The sequence below is a fragment of the Halosolutus sp. YCN4 genome (assembly GCF_059736495.1).
The window spans coordinates 93,634-114,077 of record NZ_JCASSM010000001.1 but is presented as its reverse complement, the minus strand read 5'-3'; the positions used below and the strand labels follow the sequence as shown (position 1 = coordinate 114,077).

The 20,444-nt window shown below is 66.7% G+C and carries 19 protein-coding genes; 12 read left to right on the top strand and 7 right to left on the bottom strand.

Annotated features, from left to right (window positions below; translation table 11 throughout):
- Positions 1-73: 73 nt before the first annotated feature.
- From AC6I6X_RS00605 to AC6I6X_RS00590, 4 genes are all read left to right on the top strand, one after another.
- Positions 74-721: a DUF8102 family protein gene (locus tag AC6I6X_RS00605; RefSeq protein WP_497928579.1), complete on the top strand. Its 648-nt coding sequence runs from the start codon at positions 74-76 to the stop codon at positions 719-721.
- Positions 722-1,297: 576 nt separating this feature from the next.
- Positions 1,298-2,926 (top strand): BCCT family transporter, encoded by a 1,629-nt coding sequence (locus AC6I6X_RS00600; protein WP_497928578.1) that lies wholly within the window; start codon positions 1,298-1,300, stop codon positions 2,924-2,926.
- A gap of 179 nt (positions 2,927-3,105) precedes the next feature.
- Positions 3,106-4,467, top strand: a complete 1,362-nt coding sequence (locus AC6I6X_RS00595) for an aminotransferase class III-fold pyridoxal phosphate-dependent enzyme (protein WP_497928577.1) — start codon at positions 3,106-3,108, stop codon at positions 4,465-4,467.
- 149 nt (positions 4,468-4,616) lie between these two features.
- Complete coding sequence (locus AC6I6X_RS00590) at positions 4,617-4,784, top strand: hypothetical protein (RefSeq protein WP_497928576.1); 168 nt, start codon at positions 4,617-4,619, stop codon at positions 4,782-4,784.
- A 42-nt stretch (positions 4,785-4,826) separates the two neighbouring features.
- Here the strand turns inward: AC6I6X_RS00590 and ilvA are convergent, their stop codons facing one another.
- Positions 4,827-6,065 (bottom strand): threonine ammonia-lyase, encoded by a 1,239-nt coding sequence (gene ilvA, locus AC6I6X_RS00585; RefSeq protein WP_497928575.1) that lies wholly within the window; start codon positions 6,063-6,065, stop codon positions 4,827-4,829.
- Complete coding sequence (locus AC6I6X_RS00580; protein ID WP_497928574.1) at positions 6,062-7,342, bottom strand: amidohydrolase; 1,281 nt, start codon at positions 7,340-7,342, stop codon at positions 6,062-6,064. The genes ilvA and AC6I6X_RS00580 overlap by 4 nt, the downstream gene beginning before the upstream one ends.
- 125 nt (positions 7,343-7,467) lie before the next feature.
- On the opposite strand from AC6I6X_RS00580, the gene AC6I6X_RS00575 reads away from it, so the two are divergent.
- Entirely contained in the window at positions 7,468-8,439 is a 972-nt protein-coding gene (locus AC6I6X_RS00575; RefSeq protein ID WP_497928573.1) for an NAD(P)-dependent oxidoreductase, read from the top strand.
- 6 nt (positions 8,440-8,445) lie between these two features.
- Complete coding sequence (locus AC6I6X_RS00570; RefSeq protein WP_497928572.1) at positions 8,446-11,652, top strand: FAD-binding and (Fe-S)-binding domain-containing protein; 3,207 nt, start codon at positions 8,446-8,448, stop codon at positions 11,650-11,652.
- A gap of 103 nt (positions 11,653-11,755) precedes the next feature.
- Here AC6I6X_RS00570 and AC6I6X_RS00565 read toward each other — a convergent pair whose 3' ends face one another.
- Entirely contained in the window at positions 11,756-12,934 is a 1,179-nt protein-coding gene (locus AC6I6X_RS00565) for a M24 family metallopeptidase (protein ID WP_497928571.1), read from the bottom strand.
- A gap of 194 nt (positions 12,935-13,128) precedes the next feature.
- Here AC6I6X_RS00565 and AC6I6X_RS00560 point away from each other — a divergent pair, with 194 nt between their 5' ends.
- Together AC6I6X_RS00560 and AC6I6X_RS00555 are read left to right on the top strand one after the other, a co-directional pair.
- Complete coding sequence (locus AC6I6X_RS00560) at positions 13,129-13,488, top strand: 4a-hydroxytetrahydrobiopterin dehydratase (RefSeq protein ID WP_497928570.1); 360 nt, start codon at positions 13,129-13,131, stop codon at positions 13,486-13,488.
- A gap of 99 nt (positions 13,489-13,587) precedes the next feature.
- The gene (locus AC6I6X_RS00555) at positions 13,588-14,094 is read left to right on the top strand and encodes a hypothetical protein (protein ID WP_497928569.1); all 507 of its coding nucleotides are present in this window, start codon (positions 13,588-13,590) and stop codon (positions 14,092-14,094) included.
- A 67-nt stretch (positions 14,095-14,161) separates the two neighbouring features.
- On the opposite strand, the gene lipP1 is transcribed toward AC6I6X_RS00555, so the two are convergent.
- Entirely contained in the window at positions 14,162-15,175 is a 1,014-nt protein-coding gene (gene lipP1 / locus AC6I6X_RS00550) for a LipP1 family hormone-sensitive lipase (protein ID WP_497928568.1), read from the bottom strand.
- A gap of 94 nt (positions 15,176-15,269) precedes the next feature.
- Between lipP1 and pyrE the strand changes: the two genes are divergently transcribed.
- The 3 genes from pyrE to AC6I6X_RS00535 all read left to right on the top strand — a co-directional run bounded on the left by pyrE (position 15,270) and on the right by AC6I6X_RS00535 (position 17,608).
- On the top strand, positions 15,270-15,797 hold the full coding sequence (gene pyrE, locus AC6I6X_RS00545; RefSeq protein ID WP_497928567.1) for an orotate phosphoribosyltransferase: 528 nt from the start codon (positions 15,270-15,272) through the stop codon (positions 15,795-15,797).
- A gap of 161 nt (positions 15,798-15,958) precedes the next feature.
- The gene (locus AC6I6X_RS00540) at positions 15,959-16,327 is read left to right on the top strand and encodes an NUDIX domain-containing protein (RefSeq protein WP_497928566.1); all 369 of its coding nucleotides are present in this window, start codon (positions 15,959-15,961) and stop codon (positions 16,325-16,327) included.
- A 138-nt stretch (positions 16,328-16,465) separates the two neighbouring features.
- Positions 16,466-17,608 carry an outer membrane protein assembly factor BamB family protein gene (locus AC6I6X_RS00535; protein WP_497928565.1) on the top strand — a complete coding sequence of 381 codons (1,143 nt, stop codon included), beginning with the start codon at positions 16,466-16,468 and terminating at the stop codon, positions 17,606-17,608.
- Between the two features lie 78 nt (positions 17,609-17,686).
- Here the strand turns inward: AC6I6X_RS00535 and AC6I6X_RS00530 are convergent, their stop codons facing one another.
- Together AC6I6X_RS00530 and AC6I6X_RS00525 are read right to left on the bottom strand one after the other, a co-directional pair.
- On the bottom strand, positions 17,687-18,328 hold the full coding sequence (locus AC6I6X_RS00530; RefSeq protein ID WP_497928564.1) for a ribulose-1-phosphate aldolase: 642 nt from the start codon (positions 18,326-18,328) through the stop codon (positions 17,687-17,689).
- Positions 18,325-19,026, bottom strand: coding sequence for a ribulose-1,5-bisphosphate 5-phosphatase (locus AC6I6X_RS00525; RefSeq protein WP_497928563.1), 702 nt, complete (start codon positions 19,024-19,026; stop codon positions 18,325-18,327). The genes AC6I6X_RS00530 and AC6I6X_RS00525 overlap by 4 nt, the downstream gene beginning before the upstream one ends.
- A gap of 280 nt (positions 19,027-19,306) precedes the next feature.
- Here AC6I6X_RS00525 and AC6I6X_RS00520 point away from each other — a divergent pair, with 280 nt between their 5' ends.
- Positions 19,307-19,750, top strand: coding sequence for an ester cyclase (locus tag AC6I6X_RS00520; RefSeq protein ID WP_497928562.1), 444 nt, complete (start codon positions 19,307-19,309; stop codon positions 19,748-19,750).
- A 96-nt stretch (positions 19,751-19,846) separates the two neighbouring features.
- On the opposite strand, the gene AC6I6X_RS00515 is transcribed toward AC6I6X_RS00520, so the two are convergent.
- Positions 19,847-20,188: a DUF7322 domain-containing protein gene (locus AC6I6X_RS00515; RefSeq protein ID WP_497928561.1), complete on the bottom strand. Its 342-nt coding sequence runs from the start codon at positions 20,186-20,188 to the stop codon at positions 19,847-19,849.
- Between the last annotated feature and the right edge of the window lie 256 nt (positions 20,189-20,444).

Below are 20,444 nucleotides of genomic sequence, written 5' to 3'. Positions count from 1 at the left end.
CACGTAGTGGTCAGTAAAATATCATATTCGTTCGATCAGAAGTGTTAATTCGAGAGATACCTGTGTTCCCTGTATGAGTAAGGACGACGTGCCGGAGTCGCTTCGAACGGCAGCGGACTCCGACCGACCCCGCGGGATCCTCACACCGTCCGATCGCGATTTCCTGCTCGGTCGGAAGACGGATTACACCGATCACTCCAAAAAGCAGAAGCGAAACCGCATCCGCCGCCGCGTCCGGAACGCGATTCTCGATTTCAGTATTCTTTTCGAGTACATGGAAGACCGGGACCGAGAGACGATTTTCGACCCCGACGACGACGAACGGGACGCCTACACGCAGGGCATCACGGACATGCTCGCGTTTCTCCACCTCGGAACGATGGGATACTACACGCCGTTCAAGGACATGCTCTCCGAGGGCGTCGGCAAGGCCGAGCAGCGACTCGCCGGGTCGAACTACCGGATGGTCAACGTGGAGTTCAACGTCGATCCCGTCGGCCAGATCGACGTCGACGAGGTCATCGAGAAACTCGAAAACGAGGAGTTCGCTCAGCTGACCGACGAAGAACTTCGGGCGTTCGTCCGCCTCCTGACCATGTCCGACGAGTTTTCGCCCGAAACGACCCGGGAGGAAATCAAGGATCGGGTCGACGAGTTTTCCGAACGGGTCGCCGACAGCGCCGAAACGCGCGAGCAGCGACTCGAAGAACTCACCAATTGAGACGACGCACCGACGGGTTCGGCAAACTACGCACACGTCGATCGATCGGTTCGCGTCGTCCCCGTTTCGAGTTCGTCGCGTCCGACCGCGCCGCTTCTCGACCTTCGATTCGCGACGCTCGCGAGTACCGTAGCGACGGATACCGGTTCGCGCGGACGGGCGAACCCCGCGACCGACGGGCCGATCGAGCCCCGCAGTAGGTCGTGGGCGGCGGAACGGATCCGAGCGCGCACCGACTACAGTATGTGATACGACTTTCTAACCACCAGATCTACCGCAACAGCGCACGGAGAGCAATTCGACAAGTAGATCCGGCGGAACTGGTAGTGGGATTTGAAAGACCGTTGTGTTATAATCATCTATTCCCGATATTTGTTTTCTAATGTATACTGTGAACGGTGCCGACAACGCGTCCGTCGAATAAACACAATCTGTGTATGTCGGGTACGAAAAAGAAATATTTATGCGGGAGACTGACAATTGATTCGGTATGCCATTGCAAGACATGGCGAGTGTGAGGTGGAACCGAGGGAGACAACCAGCGAACCGTCGCTCGATCGGACGGGGTGAGCGATCATGAGCGACGGGGAGAACGGGATGGTCGATCAGTTCTTCGAGGAACTCGACCCGATCGTCTTCGCGTTCGGCGCGTTGCTGACGGTCGGCGTGATCGCGACGTTCTTCGTCAGCCAGTCTACCGTCGAATGGGCGATCGGCGGACTCAACACGATCTTCCTGGAGTACCTGAACTGGGCGCTGCTGGCGATCGTGTTCCTGGTCGTCCTCTTCCTGCTGTTCCTGATCGTCGGTCCGTGGGGCAAGATCAGGTTCGGCGACGACCCGCCGGAATACAGTTTCCTCTCGTTTTTCGCCATGTTGTACTCCGCCGGCTTCGCGGCCGGGGTCGTGTTCTGGGGGCCGACCGAGGCGCTGTTCTACTACGACAGTCCGTCGCCGCTATTCGGCGGCGTCGAAGGCGGTTCGGCCGAAGCGATGACGATCGCCGTCCAGCAGACGCTGTTCCACTGGGCGCTGCCCCAACTGGCCGTCTTCACGATCATGGGAATCGGAATCGGCTACTTCGCGTACAACTACGAGAACGTCCCGCTCCGGGTCTCCTCGGTGCTGACGCCGATCGTCGGCGCCGAGAACCTCGACGGCCCGGTCGCGAAGGTCGTCGACATCCTCGCCGTCTTCGCGACGATCGGCGGCGTGGCGACCTCGCTCGGCTTCATCGGGAGTCAGTTCGTCAGCGGCCTCAACTATCAGTGGGGAATCGACCTGGGGAACACCGGCATCCTCCTGGTCGTGACGATGATGACCCTGCTGTTTACGATCTCGATGGTTCTCGGGGTCGATAAGGGGATCCGACGGCTCTCGAACTTCAACATGGTGCTGTTCGTCGTGTTAATGCTAGCGACGTTCATCGCCGGACCGACGATCTTCCTGGTGCTGGTCGGCACGCAAGCGCTCGGCGGGATGGTCACCGACTTCATCTCGATGAGCCTCTTCACCGGGGCCGGCGTCGAGGGCGGAACCGAGTGGGCGAACGCCTGGACCGTCTTCTACTGGGCGTGGGCGCTGTCGTGGTCGCCGTTCGCCGGACTGTTCATCGCACGCATCTCCCGCGGTCGAACCGTTCGCGAGGTCGCGTTCACGGGTATCATCGCAACCTCCGCAGCGACGATCCCGTGGTTTACGTTCGTCGGCGGGACGGCGGTCTGGTCACAGCACAACGGAATCGCCGACTTCGGTGCGGTGATCGCCGGCGAAGCCGGCGCGGAAGTTTCGGGCTTCATCCTGTTCGAGACGTTCCCCCTGGGCACCGTGTTCATGGTCGCGTTCATGATCCTGGTGACGACGTTCTTCGTCACGTCGGCCGACTCTTCGACGCTCGCCGTCTCGATGATGACGACCGGCGGCAAGGCGAAACCGTCGAACATCAACCGGGTCTTCTGGGGCGTCGTCCTCGGGATGACCGCCGCGATCCTCATGATCCTCGGCGGCGTCGACGCGCTCCAGTCGGCGGCCATCATTACCGGCGGCCCGTTCGCATTCGTCTGCCTCATCACCATGCTCGGACTGATCAAACACTTCAGTTCGGAACATGGCCGCGTGCTGCTCCAAGAAGAGACGAAAATCGTCGGCTCGAGCGACGACTCGAGCCAGATTGGCACCACGCCGCAGGCGACCGACGACGACTGAATCGTCGCCCCGCTCTCGCCCGTTTTCGGCGATCGGCTGTCCGATCGCCGCCGAGACACCCTCCGGCCGTTCTCGATCGCCGATCGAGGGCGGCTCTCGCCCGGCGAACGCCGATCCCTCGCCGGTCGTTCACCTCCTCTTTAACAAGTTTTAATGTATGGTGTACACATAATCTGTGTATGGATAGGGACACCGCGGAACCCGACGCGGACGCGCTTCCCGGCCCGAACGCCCAGAAGTGGGTCGACTTCCACCAGACCTACTCCGCACCCAGCGAGTACTCCCACGAATTCGTCTGGGACGTCACCCGCGAAGCCGACGGACCGTTCGTTACGGACGTCGACGGCAACGTCCTGCTCGATTTCACCTGTCACATCGGCGCGGCGCCGCTCGGCTACAACAACGAGAAGCTCACGGCGAAACTCCGCGAGTTCGACCTCGTCGAGCCGATGAAGATCGCCGGCCAGGACATGTACTTCGGTTCCGGCCCCGATCCGGCGGACGCAGATTTTCCGGGTTCGAGTCACCTCATGGAGAAACTCGTCGACGTCTCGAGCCAGTACGGGATGGACACCGTCTTCCTCTCGAACTCCGGCGCGGAGGCCGTCGAGAACGCGATGAAGATCACCCACGACTACCGATCGCCGGCCAAGTACGGGGTCGCGTTCGACGGAAGCTTCCACGGGCGGACGCTCGGAACACTCTCGCTCACGAAGTCCAAAGCGGTCTACACGCGCCACTACCCCGAAATCAGCGGGATCGAGACGGTTCCGTTCTGCGCCGATCGCGGGTGTAACGCCGACAGCTGCGACTGCGGGTTTTTCACGGAACCTGGCTCGCAGCTTCGAAACTCCCTCGCGCCGGAAGGCGGACACATCGACCCCGACGAGATCGCGTTCCTCGTCCTCGAACCGATCCAGGGCGTCGGCGGCTACCGCTTCCCGAGCGAGGCGTTCATGCGAGAGGTCGCGGACGTGACCGACGAGTACGACATCCCGCTGGTCGTCGACGAAATCCAGTCGGGCATCGGCCGGACCGGCGAGATCTGGGCCTCCGACCACTACCCGATCGAACCCGACGTCATCGCCAGCGCGAAGGCCCTGCGCGTCGGCGCGACCATCTCCCGATCGGAGGTGTTCCCGAGCGAGAAGAACCGCCTCGGCTCCACCTTCGGCGGCGGCGACCTGCTGGGATCGATGATGGGCGCGTTCACGCTCGAGGCGATCGCGGAACACGACCTGCTCGACAACGCGACTCGTCGCGGGCAGCAGGCGAAAGAACTGCTCCGCGACGGGCCGCCGGCCCACGTCGAGGACGTGCGCGGCACGGGGCTGATGCTCGCCGTCGAGTTCGACACCCCCGAGCGGCGCACCGCCGTCGTCGAGGAAGCGCTGCGGCGCGGTCTGCTCACACTCGGTTGCGGGAAGAAGACGATCCGGCTGCTCCCGCCGCTCGACTCGACCGAGCGCGAGATCGAACTCGGCGTCTCGATCTTCCGCGAGGCGATCGAGGCGGCCGGGACGAGGGCGAAGGCGGCGTAATCGTCGACGATCGCGTTCCGCCAGGCCCGCCGCGAAGGGACGATTCAGCCGGCGATCGCGGTACCCGCGCGACGGTCTTCGAACGCGACGCGTCGCCGCGGCACGTGCAAGCTGAACCGTCTTTCTCGAACCCGACGAATTCCGTGCAAATGGCGTTCAACCCCCCGGTCGAGTGCCCAGTGTGCCGCGAGACGCTGGCGCTCGATCGCACCCTCGAAGACCACCTCGTGCGAGCGCACACGCACCGAGAAGTCGCCCGGTACGTGGTTTCCGGAGATGGAGAACCCAACGCCGGGATCGAACCCGTTTCTGAGTGATCGTGCGACCGCCCGTCGGTACCGATCGCGGTCCCGGTCGGGTCAGTCCAGTTCGCACCGGTCGATCGTCACGCCCGGTAGCTCCGAGAGCGCCGCGAACACCTCTCGCAAGTGCTCCGGTCCGCTCCCTTCGAGGCCGATCGTCACGGGCGTTCGGTTCGGATCGTCGGTCGCCGTCCGGTCGGTACGCTCGAGTCGATCCAGTTCGGCGCCGCTCCCCTCCACGGTCTCGATCACGTCGCCGAGCGGCGACGGCCAGCCCTCGATCGCCAGGCGGGCGTCGGCGTACCGCTCGAGTTCGGCGAGTCCGGTTCTGGTCAGTTCGGCGTGTTCGGTGAGGTTCACGTTCCCTCCCGAGACGAGGACGGCCACGTGCTCGTCCGCGACGTCGAGGTTCGCCGAGAGGAGCGCCGCCAACGGGGCGGCGCCGGCGCTCTCGGCGACGGTCTTGGCCCGTTCGGCCAGCAACGTCACCGCGGTCGCGAGGTCGCGATCGGAGACCGAGACGACGTCGTCGACGACCTCGCGGGCGACCGCGAAGGTGGTCGCCAGCATGCGCGTGTCGGCGATCCCCTCCGCGACGGTGTCGACGGCCGAGAGTTCGCGTATCTCGTTGGCCTCGAGCGACGGCTTCGCGTGTGCGGCTCCCTCCGGTTGCACGCCGAGAACGCGGACGTCCGGATCGTGCGCCTTCAGTACCGTGCCGATCCCCGAAATCAGTCCGCCGCCGCCGATCGCGACGAGGACGGTATCGATTTCGGGGTACTGCTCGAGCAGTTCGAAGCCGATCGTCCCCTGGCCGGCGATGATCGCCTCGTCGTCGAACGGGTGGACGAACGTCCGTCCCGACTCGTCGGCCCGCTCCACGGCGTACTCGTAGGCGCGTTCGTAGATGTCGCCCTCGACGACGACGTCGGCGCCGTAGCCCCGCGTCGCGTCGATCTTCGCCGCGGGCGTCACCTCCGGCACGACGATCGTCGTGTCGATATCCAGCAGGTCGCCGGCGAGCGCGACGCCCTGCGCGTGGTTGCCGGCGCTCGAGGCGATGACGCCCGCCTCGCGCGCCGCGGACGACAGCTGCGTCATCTTGTTGTACGCACCTCGGATCTTGAACGAACCCGTCCGCTGGACGTTCTCGAGTTTGAGCCCGACAGAATCCGCGCCGCTCATCTCGGCGAACGTGCGGGAGGTGTCGAGCGGCGTGCGGTGGACGACCTCGTCGATCCGATCGCGCGCTGCCTCGACGTCCTCGACGGAGATCGGGGACTGCAGTTCGGTCATGGCCGGCGGTCCGCGAGCGTGAGGACCGACTCCGTGAGGACCGAGACGCCGATTTCGAGGCTCCGTTCGTCGACGTCGAACGTCGGCGTGTGGTGGCTCGTCGGGTGGTCCGTGCCGACGATGAGGTACGAGGCCAGGCCGCCCTGGTTCTGGACGCGATCCATCAGGAAGGTGGCGTCCTCGCTGGCCCCGAAGTCCGCGCTCGGGACAACGGTGTCGACGCCGGCGACGCCGCGGGCCACCTCGGCGACGAGTTCCTGCAGTTCTGGATCGCTGTCGGCCCGCGGGGACTCGCTTACCACCTCGATCTCGGCGCGACAGCCGTGGAGTTTCGCGGCGTTTCGAACGACGTGTCGGAGTCGGTCCTTCGCGTACTCCATGAGCGCCGTCGTCTCGCCGCGGGCTTCCGCCTTGATGGTGGCGCGCTCGGCGATGACGTTGCTCGTCGTTCCCGCCTCGGCCCGGCCGACGTTCACGCGAGTCATCCCGTCGGCGTGGCGCGGTATGCCGTACGTGTTCTCGATCGCCGTCCCGAGCGCGTGCATCGCGTTGTCGCCCTCGTTGGGCGCCTTGCCCGCGTGAGCGGACGTCCCCTCGATCGTCGCGTCGATGTGACACATCGCGAGCGGCTTCTCGATGCCGGCGACGACCTCGCCGGTCGGATGGTCGAGGCCGACGTGGACGGCCAGCAGGTAGTCGAGGTCGGCGGCGTAGTCGCTTCTTGCCATCGGACGGCCGCCGCCGCTGGTCTCCTCGGCTGGCTGGAAGAAGACGACGAATCGACCAGCAAAGTCGCTCGCTTTGACCGCCTCGAGGACGGCCAGCCCCCAGGTCATGTGCGCGTCGTGGCCGCAAGCGTGCATCGTCCCGTCGATCTCCGAACGGAATCCGTCGGCGGCCGGCGCGTGGTCCGGGTCGGTCGACTCCTCGATGAACAGTCCGTCGATGTCGACCCGTAGCCCGATCGACGGCCCCTCGCCGCGATCGAGGACGGCGACCGCGCCCGTGTTCCCGCCGGCCATTCGATCGAGCAGCGCCTCGTCCACGCCTCGCTCCCTGGCGCGTTCGATCCAGGGGTCGAGTTCCGCGTCGTCCGGGACCGCCATCCGGTCCGCGGGGTCGTAGGCGTCGGGGCCGACGGCGAGTTCGTCGACGCCGATGGCCCGCAATTCCTCGACGAGGCGCGCTGTCGTGACGAATTCCCGCCACGCGGGCTCCGGGTGGCGGTGCAGGCCGCGCCGGACGGTGACGAGCCGATCGTGAATCGGTTCGGTCATGCCAGTGACTGACTCGCTCCACCGACTTAACTATACACAATCATCGATTACGACGTGTACACAAAAAGGATAAGTCACAGCGTAGCAATCCTCAGACAACGCGTCCGCGCGACGCGACACCCACCATGAGCGCAACTCCGGATATCGTCGTCCTTCGAGAGGGGACGGAGGGGCTATCGATGGAATCGTACGCCGAAACGCTTCGCGAGCGTCTGCCCGAGCGCACCGTGGCGCTGGCCCGAACGCCGAACGAGGAGCGGGAACTCGTTCCACGAGCGCGAGTCGTGACGGGAATCACGATCGAGGAAACCCTCCTCGCGCGGGCCGATCGACTCGAACTGTTCGCGTGCACGTTCGCCGGGACGGATCACGTGCCGATGGACGCGCTCGAGGAACACGGCGTCGCGGTCACCAACGCGGGCGGAATCCACGCGCCCGGCATCGCCGAACAGGCGATCGGCAACATGCTCGTATTCGCCAGACGGCTCCACGAAGGGTGGCGCCGAAAGCAAAACGGCGAGTGGCGTCACTTCCAGTCGTTCGAGTTCACCGACAGCACCGTGACCGTCGTCGGCCTCGGTTCGATCGGCCAGGAAATCGCGAAACGACTCGAGGGGTTCGAGGTCGAGACGATCGGGATCCGCTACACCCCGTCGAAGGGCGGTCCGACCGACGAGGTGCTCGGGTTCGACGCGGACGACGTCCACGAGGCGTTCGCCCGGAGCGACTACGTGGTCATCGCCTGCCCGCTCAACGACCTCACCCGCGGACTCGTCGGCGAGGCGGAACTGGCGACGCTCCCCCCGAACGCGGTCGTCGTCAACGCGGCCCGCGGCGGCATCGTCGACACGGACGCGCTGGTCTCGGCGCTGCAGGTCGAGGGGATCCGCGGCGCCGCGCTCGACGTGACGGATCCCGAGCCGCTGCCGAACGACCACCCGCTCTGGGACCTCGAGAACTGTCTCATCACGCCACACACGGGCGGCCACACGCCGAAACACTGGGACCGGCTGGCCGACATCGTCGCCCGCAACGTCGCGGCGCTCGAGGAGGGCGGCGAACTGGAAAACGCGGTGCTCGCCCCAGGGTCGAGCTAACGACCCATGGCGAGCGAGGATTCACGACCGTCAGGGGCGGAGCCCGGACCCGGCGATCGACGGAGCGGCGATGGACAGATCGGTTCGCGGACCGGAAACCCGGCCGCCGATCGGCGGGCGGCGTACGACTACGTCGGCGGCGACGAGAACCGCCCGGCGCTGGTGGCGGCGCTGGACGAGCGCGTCGACGGCGACGTTCGCTTCGACGAGTACAGCCGCCAGCTCTACGCGACCGATGCGAGCGCCTACGAGGCGACCCCCGTCGGCGTCGTCTTCCCGCGGTCGACCGCCGACGTCGCCGCCGTGGTCGAGTACTGCGCCGATCGAGGGATCCCGGTCCTCCCGCGCGGCGGCGGGACGAGCCTCGCCGGCCAGGCGGTCAACGAGGCGGTCGTCCTCGACCTCTCCGTCCACATGGACGACCTCCTCGACGTCGACCCCGACGGGCGACTGGCGACCGTCCAGGCGGGTGCCGTCCTGGCCGAACTCAACGCCGCGCTCGAACCTCACGACCTGAAGTTCGCCCCGGATCCCGCCGCCGGGAACCGCAGCACGATCGGCGGCGCGATCGGGAACAACTCGACCGGCGCCCACTCCCTGGAGTACGGGAAGACCGACGCCGCCGTCGAGGAGTGCGAGGTCGTCCTCGCGGACGGTACCGTCGCCACCTTCGGCGAGGTGACGGTCGCCGACCTCCGCGATCGGGCCGACCCGGACGGCGACTTGCTCGGTCGAATCCACGAGGCGCTCCGGCGGGTCGTCGACGAGGAGGCCGACGCGATCGCCGCGGTCTTCCCGCAGCTGAAACGGAACGTCTCGGGCTACAACCTCGATCGACTCGTCGCGGAGGCCCACGGGAGCCCGAACGCGTTCGACGAGAACAGCGGAGAGTCGATCGCGATCGACGACGACCCCGACCTCGACGCGACCGTCAACCTCGCCCGCGTCTTCGCCGGCAGCGAGGGGACCCTCGGCGTCGTCACGACGGCCACTGTCTCGCTCGAGCCGATCCCCGAGACGAAAGCCGTCGCGCTCCTCACCTACCGCGACCTGCGCGAGGCGATGGCCGACGTCGACACGATCGTCCGCACCCACGAACCGGCCGCGATCGAGGCGATCGACGACGTCCTGCTCGACCTCGCCCGCGACACCGAGGCGTTCGCCGACGTCGCCGAGCGACTCCCGGCCGGAACCGAGACCGCGTTGCTCGTCGAGTTCTACGCCGGGGGCGACGCCGACGGACGGGCGAAGGTCGCCGACCTGCTCGCCGATCGGCTCCCCGATTCCGATCCGGCGGTCCCCGATCGGACGGCCGCCGGGGATCGGCTCGGGGCCGACGCGGACGAACCCGAAGCCGACGGCGGAACGGCGGGAGCCAGTTCCGATCCGGTTCGCGCGTTCGACGCCCTCGAGGCGCACGATCCCGCCGATCGGGCCGAACTCTGGAAGCTCCGCAAGAGCGCGGCGCCGATCCTGCTCTCGCGGACCTCCGACGCGAAGCACATCTCGTTCATCGAGGACACGGCCGTCCCGACGGAGAACCTCGCCGACTACGTCGACGACTTCCGGGCCGTCCTCGAGGAGCACGACACGTTCGCCAGCTTCTACGCCCACGCCGGGCCCGGCTGCATGCACATGCGGCCGCTCGTCGACACCAAGAGCCCGGCCGGCCTGACTCAGTTCGAGGCGATCGCCGACGCCGTCACGGACCTCGTCGTCCGGTACGGCGGGTCGGTCTCCGGCGAACACGGCGACGGCCGCGCCCGAACCCAGTGGAACCGGAAGCTCTACGGGGACGAGGTCTGGTCGCTCTTCCGGGAGTTGAAGGCGGCGTTCGATCCGGACTGGCTCCTGAACCCCGGAACCGTCTGCGGCGATCACGACATGACCGAGAACCTCCGGTTCTCGCCGAACTACGAGTTCGACGCCGGCTTCGAACCCGCGCTGAACTGGGCGAACGAGAACGGAATGCAGGGCATGGTCGAACTCTGTCACGGCTGCGCGGGCTGTCGTGGCGGCCAGAAGACGACCGGCGGCGTGATGTGCCCCACGTTCCGGGCGACGGAGGAGGAGGGACTGAGCACGCGCGGCCGGGCGAACCTGCTCCGGCAGGCGATGAGCGGCGACCTCGACGCCGACGCGACGGACGCCGAGTTCATGGCCGAGGTGGTCGACCTCTGCATCGGCTGCAAGGGCTGCGCCCGCGACTGTCCGAGCGAGGTCGACGTGGCCAAACTCAAAGCGGAGGTCGAGCACGCCCACCACGAGGACCACGGCGCCTCCCTGCGCGATCGGCTCTTCGCCAACGTCGATCGGGTCAACACCCTTGGTTCGAAACTCGCACCCGTTTCGAACTGGGCCGCGTCGCTCCCCGGCGCCGACGCGATCGCCGAGAAGACGCTGGGGATCGCCCGCGAGCGATCGCTTCCCACCTTCGCGAACGAGAGCTTCGAAGACTGGTTCGCCACGCGGGGCCCCCGGGTTCCGATCGCCGAGGCCGATCGGAAGGTCCTGCTCTTCCCGGACACCTACACGAACTACAACCACCCTTGCGCCGGGAAGGCGGCGGTGCAGGTCCTCGAAACGGCGGCCGCCCACGTCCGGATTCCTGCGGACGTCTCCTCGACGGGCCGGCCGGCGTTCTCGAAGGGCTTCCTCGATACCGCCCGGGATCGAGCGCGGACGAACGTCGACGCGCTGATTCCGCACGTCGAGGACGGCTGGGACGTCGTCCTCGTCGAGCCGTCGGACGCGGTAATGGTCCAGTCCGACTACCGGGATCTGCTCTCGGGCGTCGACGTCGATCGCGTCGCGGCGAATACCTACGGCGTGATGGAGTACCTCGATACGTTCGACCTGGTCGCGGCCCTGCCCCTCGCCGAACCGAGGGAGCGGCTGACCTACCACGGCCACTGCCACCAGAAGGCGACGGAGAAGGACGGCCACGCGGCCGCCGTCCTGCGAGCGGCGGGGTACGAGGTCGACGCGCTGGACTCGGGCTGTTGCGGGATGGCAGGTTCGTTCGGCTACGAGGCCGAACACTACTCGCTCAGCGAGGCGATCGGTCGGATCCTCTTCGACCAGATCGACGAGAGCGACGGCGAGACGGTCGTCGCGCCGGGGGCCTCCTGCCGAACCCAACTCGGGGATCGCGAGGGCGGTTCGGAGCCGCCACACCCGATCGAGAAACTCGCGGACGCGCTCGGACCTTGACGGCCGCCCGGGTTTTCGCCGGCATCGTTCGAACACGGAGTCGAACCACAGAATCGACGGAATGTCGGTTCTACCGGACGAAATCAGCGAAAACGGGATTCAGTTATGCGGTAAACAGCTCCCGCGGGAAGTCGGCCAGCGTCTCCGTACCGGTTTCGGTGACGCGGAACGTTTCGCTGATCTCCATGCCGATGTCGGCCGTCCAGATCCCGGGGATCATGTGGAACGTCATGTCCTCCTCGAGTACCGTCTCGTCGCCCGGACGGATGCTCGCGGTGTGTTCGCCCCAGTCCGGCGGGTAGCCGAGCCCCATCGAGTACCCGATGCGATCCTCCTTCTCGATGTCGTACCGGGCGATCGTCTCGCGCCAGGCTTTCTCGACGGTCTCGCAGGTAACGCCCGGTTCGACGGCGTCGAGCGCGGCTTCGATCCCTTCGATGACGATGTCGGCGGTGCGCTCGAGTTCGGCGGGCGGATCGCCGACGAACGTCGTGCGCGCGAGCGGCGAGTGGTACCGGTGGCGACAGCCGGAGAGTTCGATGATGACCGGATCCCCGTCCTGGAACGGCCGATCGGTCCAGGTCAGGTGGGGCGTGTCGGTGTGATCGCCCGAGGGCATCAGCGGGACGATCGAGGGGTAGTCGCCGCCGTACTCCTCGGTACCGCCGATCAGCGCGTCGTAGATCGCCCGGGCGGCCTCGTACTCGGGAACGCCCGCCTCGATCGCGTCGAGTCCCGCCGCCATCGCGCTCTCGGAGATGCGCGCCGCCTCGCGCATGTACTCGAGTTCCTGCTCGGACTTCTTGATCCGGACCCAGTTGACGAGCAGCGTCGTGTCCTCGAACTCGGCGTCGGGGAGGTTCTGTTGCAGGCGCGTGTAGGACTTCGCCGTGAAGTAGGCGGCGTCCATCTCGAGGCCGATTCGCCCGTCGGCGACGTCGAGTTCCTCCAGCACGCCGGCGAGGTAGTCCATCGGGTGGAGGTCGTACGGCGAGTGGACGTGGTCGTCGCTGTACGAGCGGATGCTCTCCTCGGAGAGCCAGGTCGTCGCCCGGGCCCCGTTCGCGTCCATCTCCCGGCCGACCCAGACCGGTTCGTTCCGGTCCGGAGTGACGACGACCGCCTGGTGGACGTAGAACGACCAGCCGTCGTATCCCGCCAGATAGTTCATGTTCGCCGGATCCGCGACGACGACGGCGTCCAGTTCCTCCTCCCGAAGCCGCTCTTTCGTTCGCCTGACCCGCCGTTCGTACTCTCGCTCGTCGAAAATTTCCTGGGGCATGGTACCGAGTGCTCTATCGAGGTGATCGTTCAGGATCGATAAAAGTTTTTCGTGTACATTAGATACAGATAGTGTGTATGGCTTAGGTCGCCGTCGCGATCGGGACTCGAGAGAGGCGCCCGACGGCACCGATCGAGCGCACCCAGCCTGACCGGGGTGGGAGATACATTGTCCCCGAGAACGTACGATCGCACATGGCCGACACCGAACTCGCCGATCGGGAGTGTATCGCCTGTACGAGCGACGACGATCCGCTCGAGGGTGCGGAACTCGAGGAGTTCTACGAGGATCTCGACACCGACGTCTGGGACGTCGTCGACGAACATCACCTCGAGGGGACCTACGAGTTCGACGACTTCCGCGACGCCCTCGAGTTCACGAAGGACGCGGGCGAACTGGCCGAGGAGGAGTGGCACCACCCCGACATCCACCTCTCGTGGGGCGAAGTCGTGATCGAGATGTGGACCCACAAGATCGACGGGCTGTTCGAGACCGACTTCATCATGGCCGCCCGGATGGATCGAATCTACGAGGAGTACGCGACGGTGGAGTAGCCGTCCCGGCCCGAGAGCCCGGATCGAACCGTCCGCCACCGATCGATCGGGAACCCGGCCTGGATGGGACTTTAGACGCCGGCTGTCGTAGCATCCGGTATGGATCTCGAGACGATCCTCGCGAAGCCACCCGACCCGCGCTCCCACAGTTTTCCGGACTACTCGCTCCCGCGCGGGGAACCCGTGATGCCGGTTGCCGTGACGCAGGACGAACTGTCGACGCTGCTCTCGCTCTACGAGACGTTCGCGGCGGTCGACCTGACCGGGATCGACTCGAACCCATTTCTAAAAGCGACGACCGAGTTCCTCGAGCAGACCTTCGGAGTGCCCCACTACCGGCCGGACGATCAACTCAACGACGACATCACAGCCATGCTGAACGACTTCGCCGACGACATCGGCGGGGCCGAAATCGGCGTCGCCGACGCGACGCCGAAACACCACAAGACGCTGTACTTCTTCTTGGTCACCTGTCGCGGCTACTACTCGGCTCCGCTCGTCCAGTTCGAACCGGCTCCCGAGGCGGTCGATACCCTGTACCGGCTCTACGATCGCGTCTCGAAGCAGGACATGTACCTCAAGCGGCCGGAGACGATCCTGGAGTAGCCCGCGTACGCGTAGCCTAAGCTACCGGCCGGCACGGGACACCTACGCGACACGGAGCGTCCGCGATTCACTCGAGCGCGTCGCACAGATCCGTCGCCACGTCGGCGTGGGCCTCGTGGGCCACTTCGAGTTCGATCGGCGGTTCGAGCATCCCCGCGAAGCCGTGGATCATATCCGGGTAATTCCGGTACGTGACCGGGACGCCCGCGTCCGCGAGCCGATCGGCGTACGCGGCTCCATCGTCTCGCAATGGATCGAACCCCGCGGTGACGACCGTCGCCGGCGGGAGGGCCGAGAGCAGGCGATCGCTCGCGAGTCGCGGCGCCGCGAAGACGTTGGCCTCGTCGATCTCGCGCTCGAAGTAGTGGTCCCGGAACCACGCGCTCTCCTCGGTCGAGAGCAGGTAGCCGTCGCCGAAGGCCTCGTAGGAGTCGGTCCCCGTCGCGTCGCCCGTGGCGGGGTAGAAAAGCACCTGGTAGGCGACCGACGGGCCGTCGCGGCGGGCCGAAAGCAGGCTCGTCGCCGTCGCGAGGTTCCCGCCCGCGCTGTCGCCCGCGAGGACGAGGCGATCGGGGTCGCCGCCGACGTCGTCGACGCTGTCGGCGGCCCACTCGAGCGCGGCGTAGCAGTCCTCGAGCCCGGCCGGGAACGGGTGTTCGGGGGCGAGTCGATAGCCCACGCTGACGACCGGGTAGCCGGTCTCGGTCGCCAGTTTGCGACACGTCGCGTCGGCGGCGTCGATGCTCCCGACGACCCAGCCGCCGCCGTGGACGTAACAGATCGTCGGCCGCGACTCGCCGCTCTCGTCGACCCGATCGGGGTCGGGATCGTAGAGCCGGATTGGTATCTCGCCGGCCGGCCCGTCGATCCGCCGGTCCTCGACGCGTGCGACCGCGATGGCGGAGTCGCGATCGTACATCGTCGCCATAGCTGCGCGCGCCTCCTCGGGGGAGAGGTCGGCGAGCGACGGCGCGTCCATCGCCTCGAGCGCGTCGAGGACGGCCTGTGCCTCGGGGTGTGGCTCGTCCGCGGCACGCGCTCGATCGATCGCTCGCGAGTCGTCCGGTGCCGTCGCAGTCATGGCCGCTAAGTCGGATCGATCGATCAAAAAATCCACGTGTCCCGGGTCGATCGTATCAGACCGTTTATTTCGGTCGGGCCCGCCTGTCCGGACAATGACGAACCAGGAACTCATCGACGCGCTCCGCGCGGCGGAGGCCGTCAAATACGGCGAGTTCGAACTGTCCCACGGCGGGACGAGCGAGTACTACGTCGACAAGTACCTCTTCGAGACCGACCCGCGCTGTCTGGAGGCGATCGCCGACGCCTTCGCCGCCCGACTCGACGCGGACGACAAACTCGGCGGCGTCGCGCTCGGCGGCGTCCCGCTCGCGGCCGCGACCAGCGTCGCCGCGGACGTTCCCTACGTCATCGCGCGCAAGCAGCGCAAGGAGTACGGTACCGGGAACCTGATCGAAGGCCGCCTCGAGGAGGGCGAGGAGGTCGTCGTCGTCGAGGACATCGTCACGACGGGAACGAGCCTCGTCGACGCCGTCGAGGCGCTGCGCGAGGCGGGCGCGACCGTCGATCGGGCGCTGGTCGTCGTCGATCGACAGGAAGGCGGCCGCGAGAACGTCACAGACGCCGGCGTCGAGATGGAGGCGCTGGTGACGGCCGAGGAACTGCTGGCCGATCGGGACTAGAGACGGTCACCGTTACCGACCGATGGGGCTCGACCTCGACGCCGGCGTCCACCGGGAGCGACAGACGATCCGGCTCCCCGAGTCTCCGGCTCCCCGAGTCGAAACTCGCGTCGCTTCGCTCGTGGGCGATCGAAGGCACCGGACTGACGGCCGCGGCCCGCGTGACCGATCCCGGCGGACGGATCGCGCTCGTGAAGAACCGCTGGTCCGACGGCTGGATCCTGCCCGGCGGCGGCGTCGAACCCGGCGAAGACCCGATCGACGCGGCCCGACGCGAGGTGCGTGAAGAAACCGGACTGGCAGCGACGATCGGGTCGCCGCTCGTCGTCGTCGACCAGACGTACGTCTCGAGACGCGACGGCGAGGAGCGGTTTTCGGGCCAGTACGTCGTCGATTCGGCCCGCGCCGAGGGGACGATTCCCGCCGCCGATCGAGTAGGTGTCACCGACGACGAAATCTCGGCAGCCCGCTGGTTCGAGACGCTTCCCGAGAGCCTCCACGACGGGAACCTGCCGGAACCGCATCTCTAAGCGAACGGCCGCGAAGGCGGTATCGAGAGACGCGTTCGTGACCGCTCTCCGACTGCCGGTGCTGGCAGATGTACATATCCTTTTGGTGTAGGAAAATAATCATCACGCATGCGTTCCGTGCGTCGGCGGCAGGTTCTTGTGGGTACATCCGCCGCGATCGTCGGCCTCGCCGGCTGTACCACCGCCCGGGAACGGGTCGGTGACCTCCGCCGTAGTCCACCGGAACGTCGGGTCGATCCCGACTGGCGTCCCGAGTCGGGAGCGTGGGCGGAACGCGATTACGGTCCCGCGAAACGCCGGCACAATCCCCACGCGACGCCACCGCGAACCGAACCCGAGGTCGACTGGGAACGGGACCTGGACGCGCCGCTCGGCGACGGGGGGCTCGTCGTCGCCGACGACACGGTGTACGTCGCGACGGAGCGTCGCCTGCTGGCACTGGACGCCCCCGACGGACGGGTACGGTGGGAGCACGATATCGCGGGTCCTGCTGGGTTGAAATACGTCGACGGGAGACTGTATCAGCTGAACTGGGCGCTTCGAGACCCGGATCTGGTGGCGCGATCGCTCGACGGGGCGGAACGCTGGCGAACCACCGTCCCGGACCAGATCAGGGGCGTCCACGAGCAGAACGGATACGTGTTCGTCGCGGGCCGGGATCGGTACTGGACGCTCCACGCGGATACCGGTGCGGTCGTGCGCGAACGCGACGACTGGGTGCGGAACGTGGCGTCCGCCGGTGATGCATTGTACGCGGCGTTTTCGGGCATTCTCGTCAGGTACGAGGTCGATGGTCGAGTGCTGGAAGAGCGCTGGCGGACCCGGCGTGATTACCCGATCGAATCGGCACAGCCCGTCGTCGGAGAGGAGTTGATCTACGTTCCGCTGTATGCTCCGGGCCGCGACGGCGGCCGCGTACTGGTCGCCGAACCGTCCGGAGAGGACCGGAACGAAATCGAACTCGACCAGGGTCCGCTCCATCTCGCTCTCACCGAGGACGGACCGGTCGTCGTGCCGTCAGCGACGAACGGAGCGCGGCTCCGTGCGATACGTCCCGACGGTGGCCGGCGGTGGACGGCCGACGTGAGCGGCCACGCCAGCGCCATCTCCGCCGACGGCACGGTGTACGCCGGGAACCCGCTGGCCGCACTGGACAGCGAGTCCGGCGAGCGGCTCTGGGAGACGGACGTGGTCGGCGGCGGTGGGGTCGTCCGACTCGCCGCTTCGGACTCGACGCTCTACGTCGCGACCCGATCGAGCGTCGCGGCGCTCCGGGAGTGAGCGATCTCGACGCGGTGGTGTTGCCTCGTGGCGCCACTCGAGGATGGTGCGTAACTGTTCGTCCCGTCGCACGGCGAGTCACTGGCCGTAGGACTCGAACTTCTCGATCACCGTCTCGAGTTCGTCGTCGGTGAGGGTCTCCGGTTCGAGCCCGGCCGATCGCGCTTCCAGGTAGATGCGAGCGAGACTCTCGACGTGGGCCGTGTTCTCCAGTGCGGTCTCGAGATCGGGGGCGGTGACGACGAGGCCGTGGTTCTCGATGAACGAGGCGGTCGCGTCCGCCTCCGCCATCGCAGTCACGATGTTCGCCGCGAGTTCGTCGGTCCCGTAGGGCGCGTACTCGGCGACCGGAACCCGCTTGCCGACCGCGACGATCATGTAGTGGATCGGCGGCAACGGCTCGTGGGCGATCGCCATCGTCGTCGACCACGGCGAGTGGGTGTGGACGATCGCGCCGACGTCCTCGCGCCGGTAGATCGCGGCGTGCATCGGCACCTCGCTGCTGGGTGCCATCCGGCCGTCGCGTTGCTCGCCATCGATCCCGACGACGGGGACGTCGTCGACGTCGAAACTGTCGTACGGGACGCCGGTGGGCGTGATCGCGAACGCGTCGCCGTCCGTTCCGTCCCGAACGCTCAGGTTCCCCGTCCGCCCGGGCGTGAGCGCGGCGAGTTTCGAGGCGCGATCGACGACGAGCCGTCGTTCGGACTCGAGGATCACAGTACCACCTCCGTTAGTTCCTCGAACGCATCTATCCTGTGGTCGGGTTTCCGTCGCCCCTCGAGCGGGCCGTCGACGTCGGCGTTGAACAGCACCGTCTCGAGACCGACGGCGTTTGCACCCACGACGTCGGCTCTGACGTCGTCGCCGACCATCACCGCCTCGGACGCCCGCCGATCGAGCCGCGCCAGCGGGAGCGTGAACATGACCGACCCCGGCTTCTCCCGGCCCGTCTCCTCCGACGTGAGCAGGAGATCGATGTCGGGCTCGAGTCCGAGCCGGTCGACTTTCTCGAGCTGGATGCGCGTCGTGAGGTTGGTCACGATGGCGACGTCGAGCCCCGCCGCCTGGAGCGTGGCGAGCGTCTCCTCGACGCCCGGGAAGAGTTCCATCTCGTCGACGTAGGCGTTCCAGAACGCCTCGCCCAGCGCCAGTGCGTCGCCGGGGTTCGGTTCGCCCGTCCGCTGCTCGAGCGCGCGCTTGAAGTACAGGAAGCGCTCGTGGGTCGCCGCCGTCCCGGAGAGTTCGCGCTTGACCTCCCGTCGTCCCCGCCGGTAGAACTCGTCGAACGACTCGCGATCGAAGTCGTAACCCAGCTCGCGGGCCGTCTCCCGAGCCGCGTCGAGACCCGCTTCCTTGCACGGTGGATACGGGTAGAGCGTGTCGTCGAGGTCGAACAACACGGCCGTGGTCGTCATACCGTGTCATGTACGGCGTACCGCAAAACGAGTATCGGTACGGGCAGGGCCGACGATCCGGCACCTCCGATCGACGGGCGCCGCGCCCACAGGAGCGGTCTCCGTCTCGAACCCGGTCGGAGCCGGACCGATCCACCGAGTGCTCCGATCTCCGAGACGGAATGGCGACGAGGCAGAGAGTTTTACAAGCCCGTTCGTGGTACGACACCGGGCCGTTTCGAGGCAGCCACCGCGTCCGCACGAGCGGGCGATCTGACTCGGCGAAACCGACAGCACAACCATGACAGACATCACCGAACTCGTTCGACGCGATCCGGAGGAGATCTGGACCGAGGGGAACCTCGACGCGATCGACGAGATCTTCGCGGAGGAGTTCGTCCTGCACGATCCGTCGACCGACGACGAGCCGCGAGGCCGTGACGAGTACCGCGAGTACGTCGAGACCTACCGGGAGGCGTTTCCCGACGTCGAGTACGAGGTCGAAACCGTGATCGTCGAGGGAGCGACCGCCGCCGTCCGATACACCGCACGTGGTACCCACGAGGGCGAGTTCATGGGCCTCGAGCCGACTGGCGATCGCGTTTCCGTCTCGGGGATGGAGATGTACCGCGTCGAAGACGGACGGATCGTCGAACTGTGGACGAGCTACGACGCGCTCGGCCTGTTCCAGGAACTCGGCGTCCTCCCGTCACTCGAAGAACTGAGCGAGACGTGGGCGGACTGAACGAACGGAGGAGCAATCGAGGCGGAGTGTCGACGATCGATCCTCGACGGCCTTCTCAGCGAGCCGTCCCCTCCCGAACCGATCGTCTTTTTCGGGTTACTGCCCACCCCGGTACCGTCGGTAGCTCACCGCCGCGAGACCGAGCGCGAGGAGTCCGCCGATCGCGAGGCCGCCGCCGAGGAGCCACTGGCCCCGGAACCCGAGGAGCATGATCCCCAGCGCGCCCGCGAAGAGTCCGGTGTGGACGAGCACGGCGACGACGACGAACGCGATCAGGGTCGATCGGTCGATCTCGCCGAGCGTCTCTTCCAGGTCCTCGTCACCCTCGTCGTCGCCCGCGAACGGATCCTCGAGCGGGTCGCTCTCGAACGGATCCCTGAGCGAATCGTCGCCGAAGGGGTCGTCGAACGGATCGTCGTCGCCTGGGTCGAGGCCCACGATCGATCGTAGCCGACTCGGACGCAAAATCGTTCGGACGACGGTGTGCGTGTCGTGTGACGAGCCAAACACTCGCAGGCGAGACCACCGTGCTGACAGCGACTGCGCGGCCGATCGGGTCCACGGAAAGATCACCGAATGACGAACGCGCGGGTCCATCACAATGTTTTTATCCCGGACGAGACTACGCGTATCCACGATGGTAGGTGTCCGCTTTACAGGGGCTCTCGCCCGCTTCTAACTTCCACCTACCGCT

Excerpts from the sequence above, each read along its gene's own strand:
- AC6I6X_RS00555 (WP_497928569.1), top strand. The coding sequence starts at position 13,588 with ATGGATCTCGAGACGATCCTCGCGAAGCCACCCGACCCGCGCTCCCAC.
- AC6I6X_RS00565 (WP_497928571.1), bottom strand. The coding sequence starts at position 12,934 with ATGCCCCAGGAAATTTTCGACGAGCGAGAGTACGAACGGCGGGTCAGG.
- AC6I6X_RS00575 (WP_497928573.1), top strand. The coding sequence starts at position 7,468 with ATGAGCGCAACTCCGGATATCGTCGTCCTTCGAGAGGGGACGGAGGGG.
- AC6I6X_RS00520 (WP_497928562.1), top strand. The coding sequence starts at position 19,307 with ATGACAGACATCACCGAACTCGTTCGACGCGATCCGGAGGAGATCTGG.
- AC6I6X_RS00525 (WP_497928563.1), bottom strand. The coding sequence starts at position 19,026 with ATGACGACCACGGCCGTGTTGTTCGACCTCGACGACACGCTCTACCCG.
- lipP1 (WP_497928568.1), bottom strand. The coding sequence starts at position 15,175 with ATGACTGCGACGGCACCGGACGACTCGCGAGCGATCGATCGAGCGCGT.
- AC6I6X_RS00605 (WP_497928579.1), top strand. The coding sequence starts at position 74 with ATGAGTAAGGACGACGTGCCGGAGTCGCTTCGAACGGCAGCGGACTCC.
- AC6I6X_RS00580 (WP_497928574.1), bottom strand. The coding sequence starts at position 7,342 with ATGACCGAACCGATTCACGATCGGCTCGTCACCGTCCGGCGCGGCCTG.
- ilvA (WP_497928575.1), bottom strand. The coding sequence starts at position 6,065 with ATGACCGAACTGCAGTCCCCGATCTCCGTCGAGGACGTCGAGGCAGCG.
- pyrE (WP_497928567.1), top strand. The coding sequence starts at position 15,270 with ATGACGAACCAGGAACTCATCGACGCGCTCCGCGCGGCGGAGGCCGTC.
- AC6I6X_RS00595 (WP_497928577.1), top strand. The coding sequence starts at position 3,106 with ATGGATAGGGACACCGCGGAACCCGACGCGGACGCGCTTCCCGGCCCG.
- AC6I6X_RS00560 (WP_497928570.1), top strand. The coding sequence starts at position 13,129 with ATGGCCGACACCGAACTCGCCGATCGGGAGTGTATCGCCTGTACGAGC.
- AC6I6X_RS00570 (WP_497928572.1), top strand. The coding sequence starts at position 8,446 with ATGGCGAGCGAGGATTCACGACCGTCAGGGGCGGAGCCCGGACCCGGC.
- AC6I6X_RS00590 (WP_497928576.1), top strand. The coding sequence starts at position 4,617 with ATGGCGTTCAACCCCCCGGTCGAGTGCCCAGTGTGCCGCGAGACGCTG.
- AC6I6X_RS00600 (WP_497928578.1), top strand. The coding sequence starts at position 1,298 with ATGAGCGACGGGGAGAACGGGATGGTCGATCAGTTCTTCGAGGAACTC.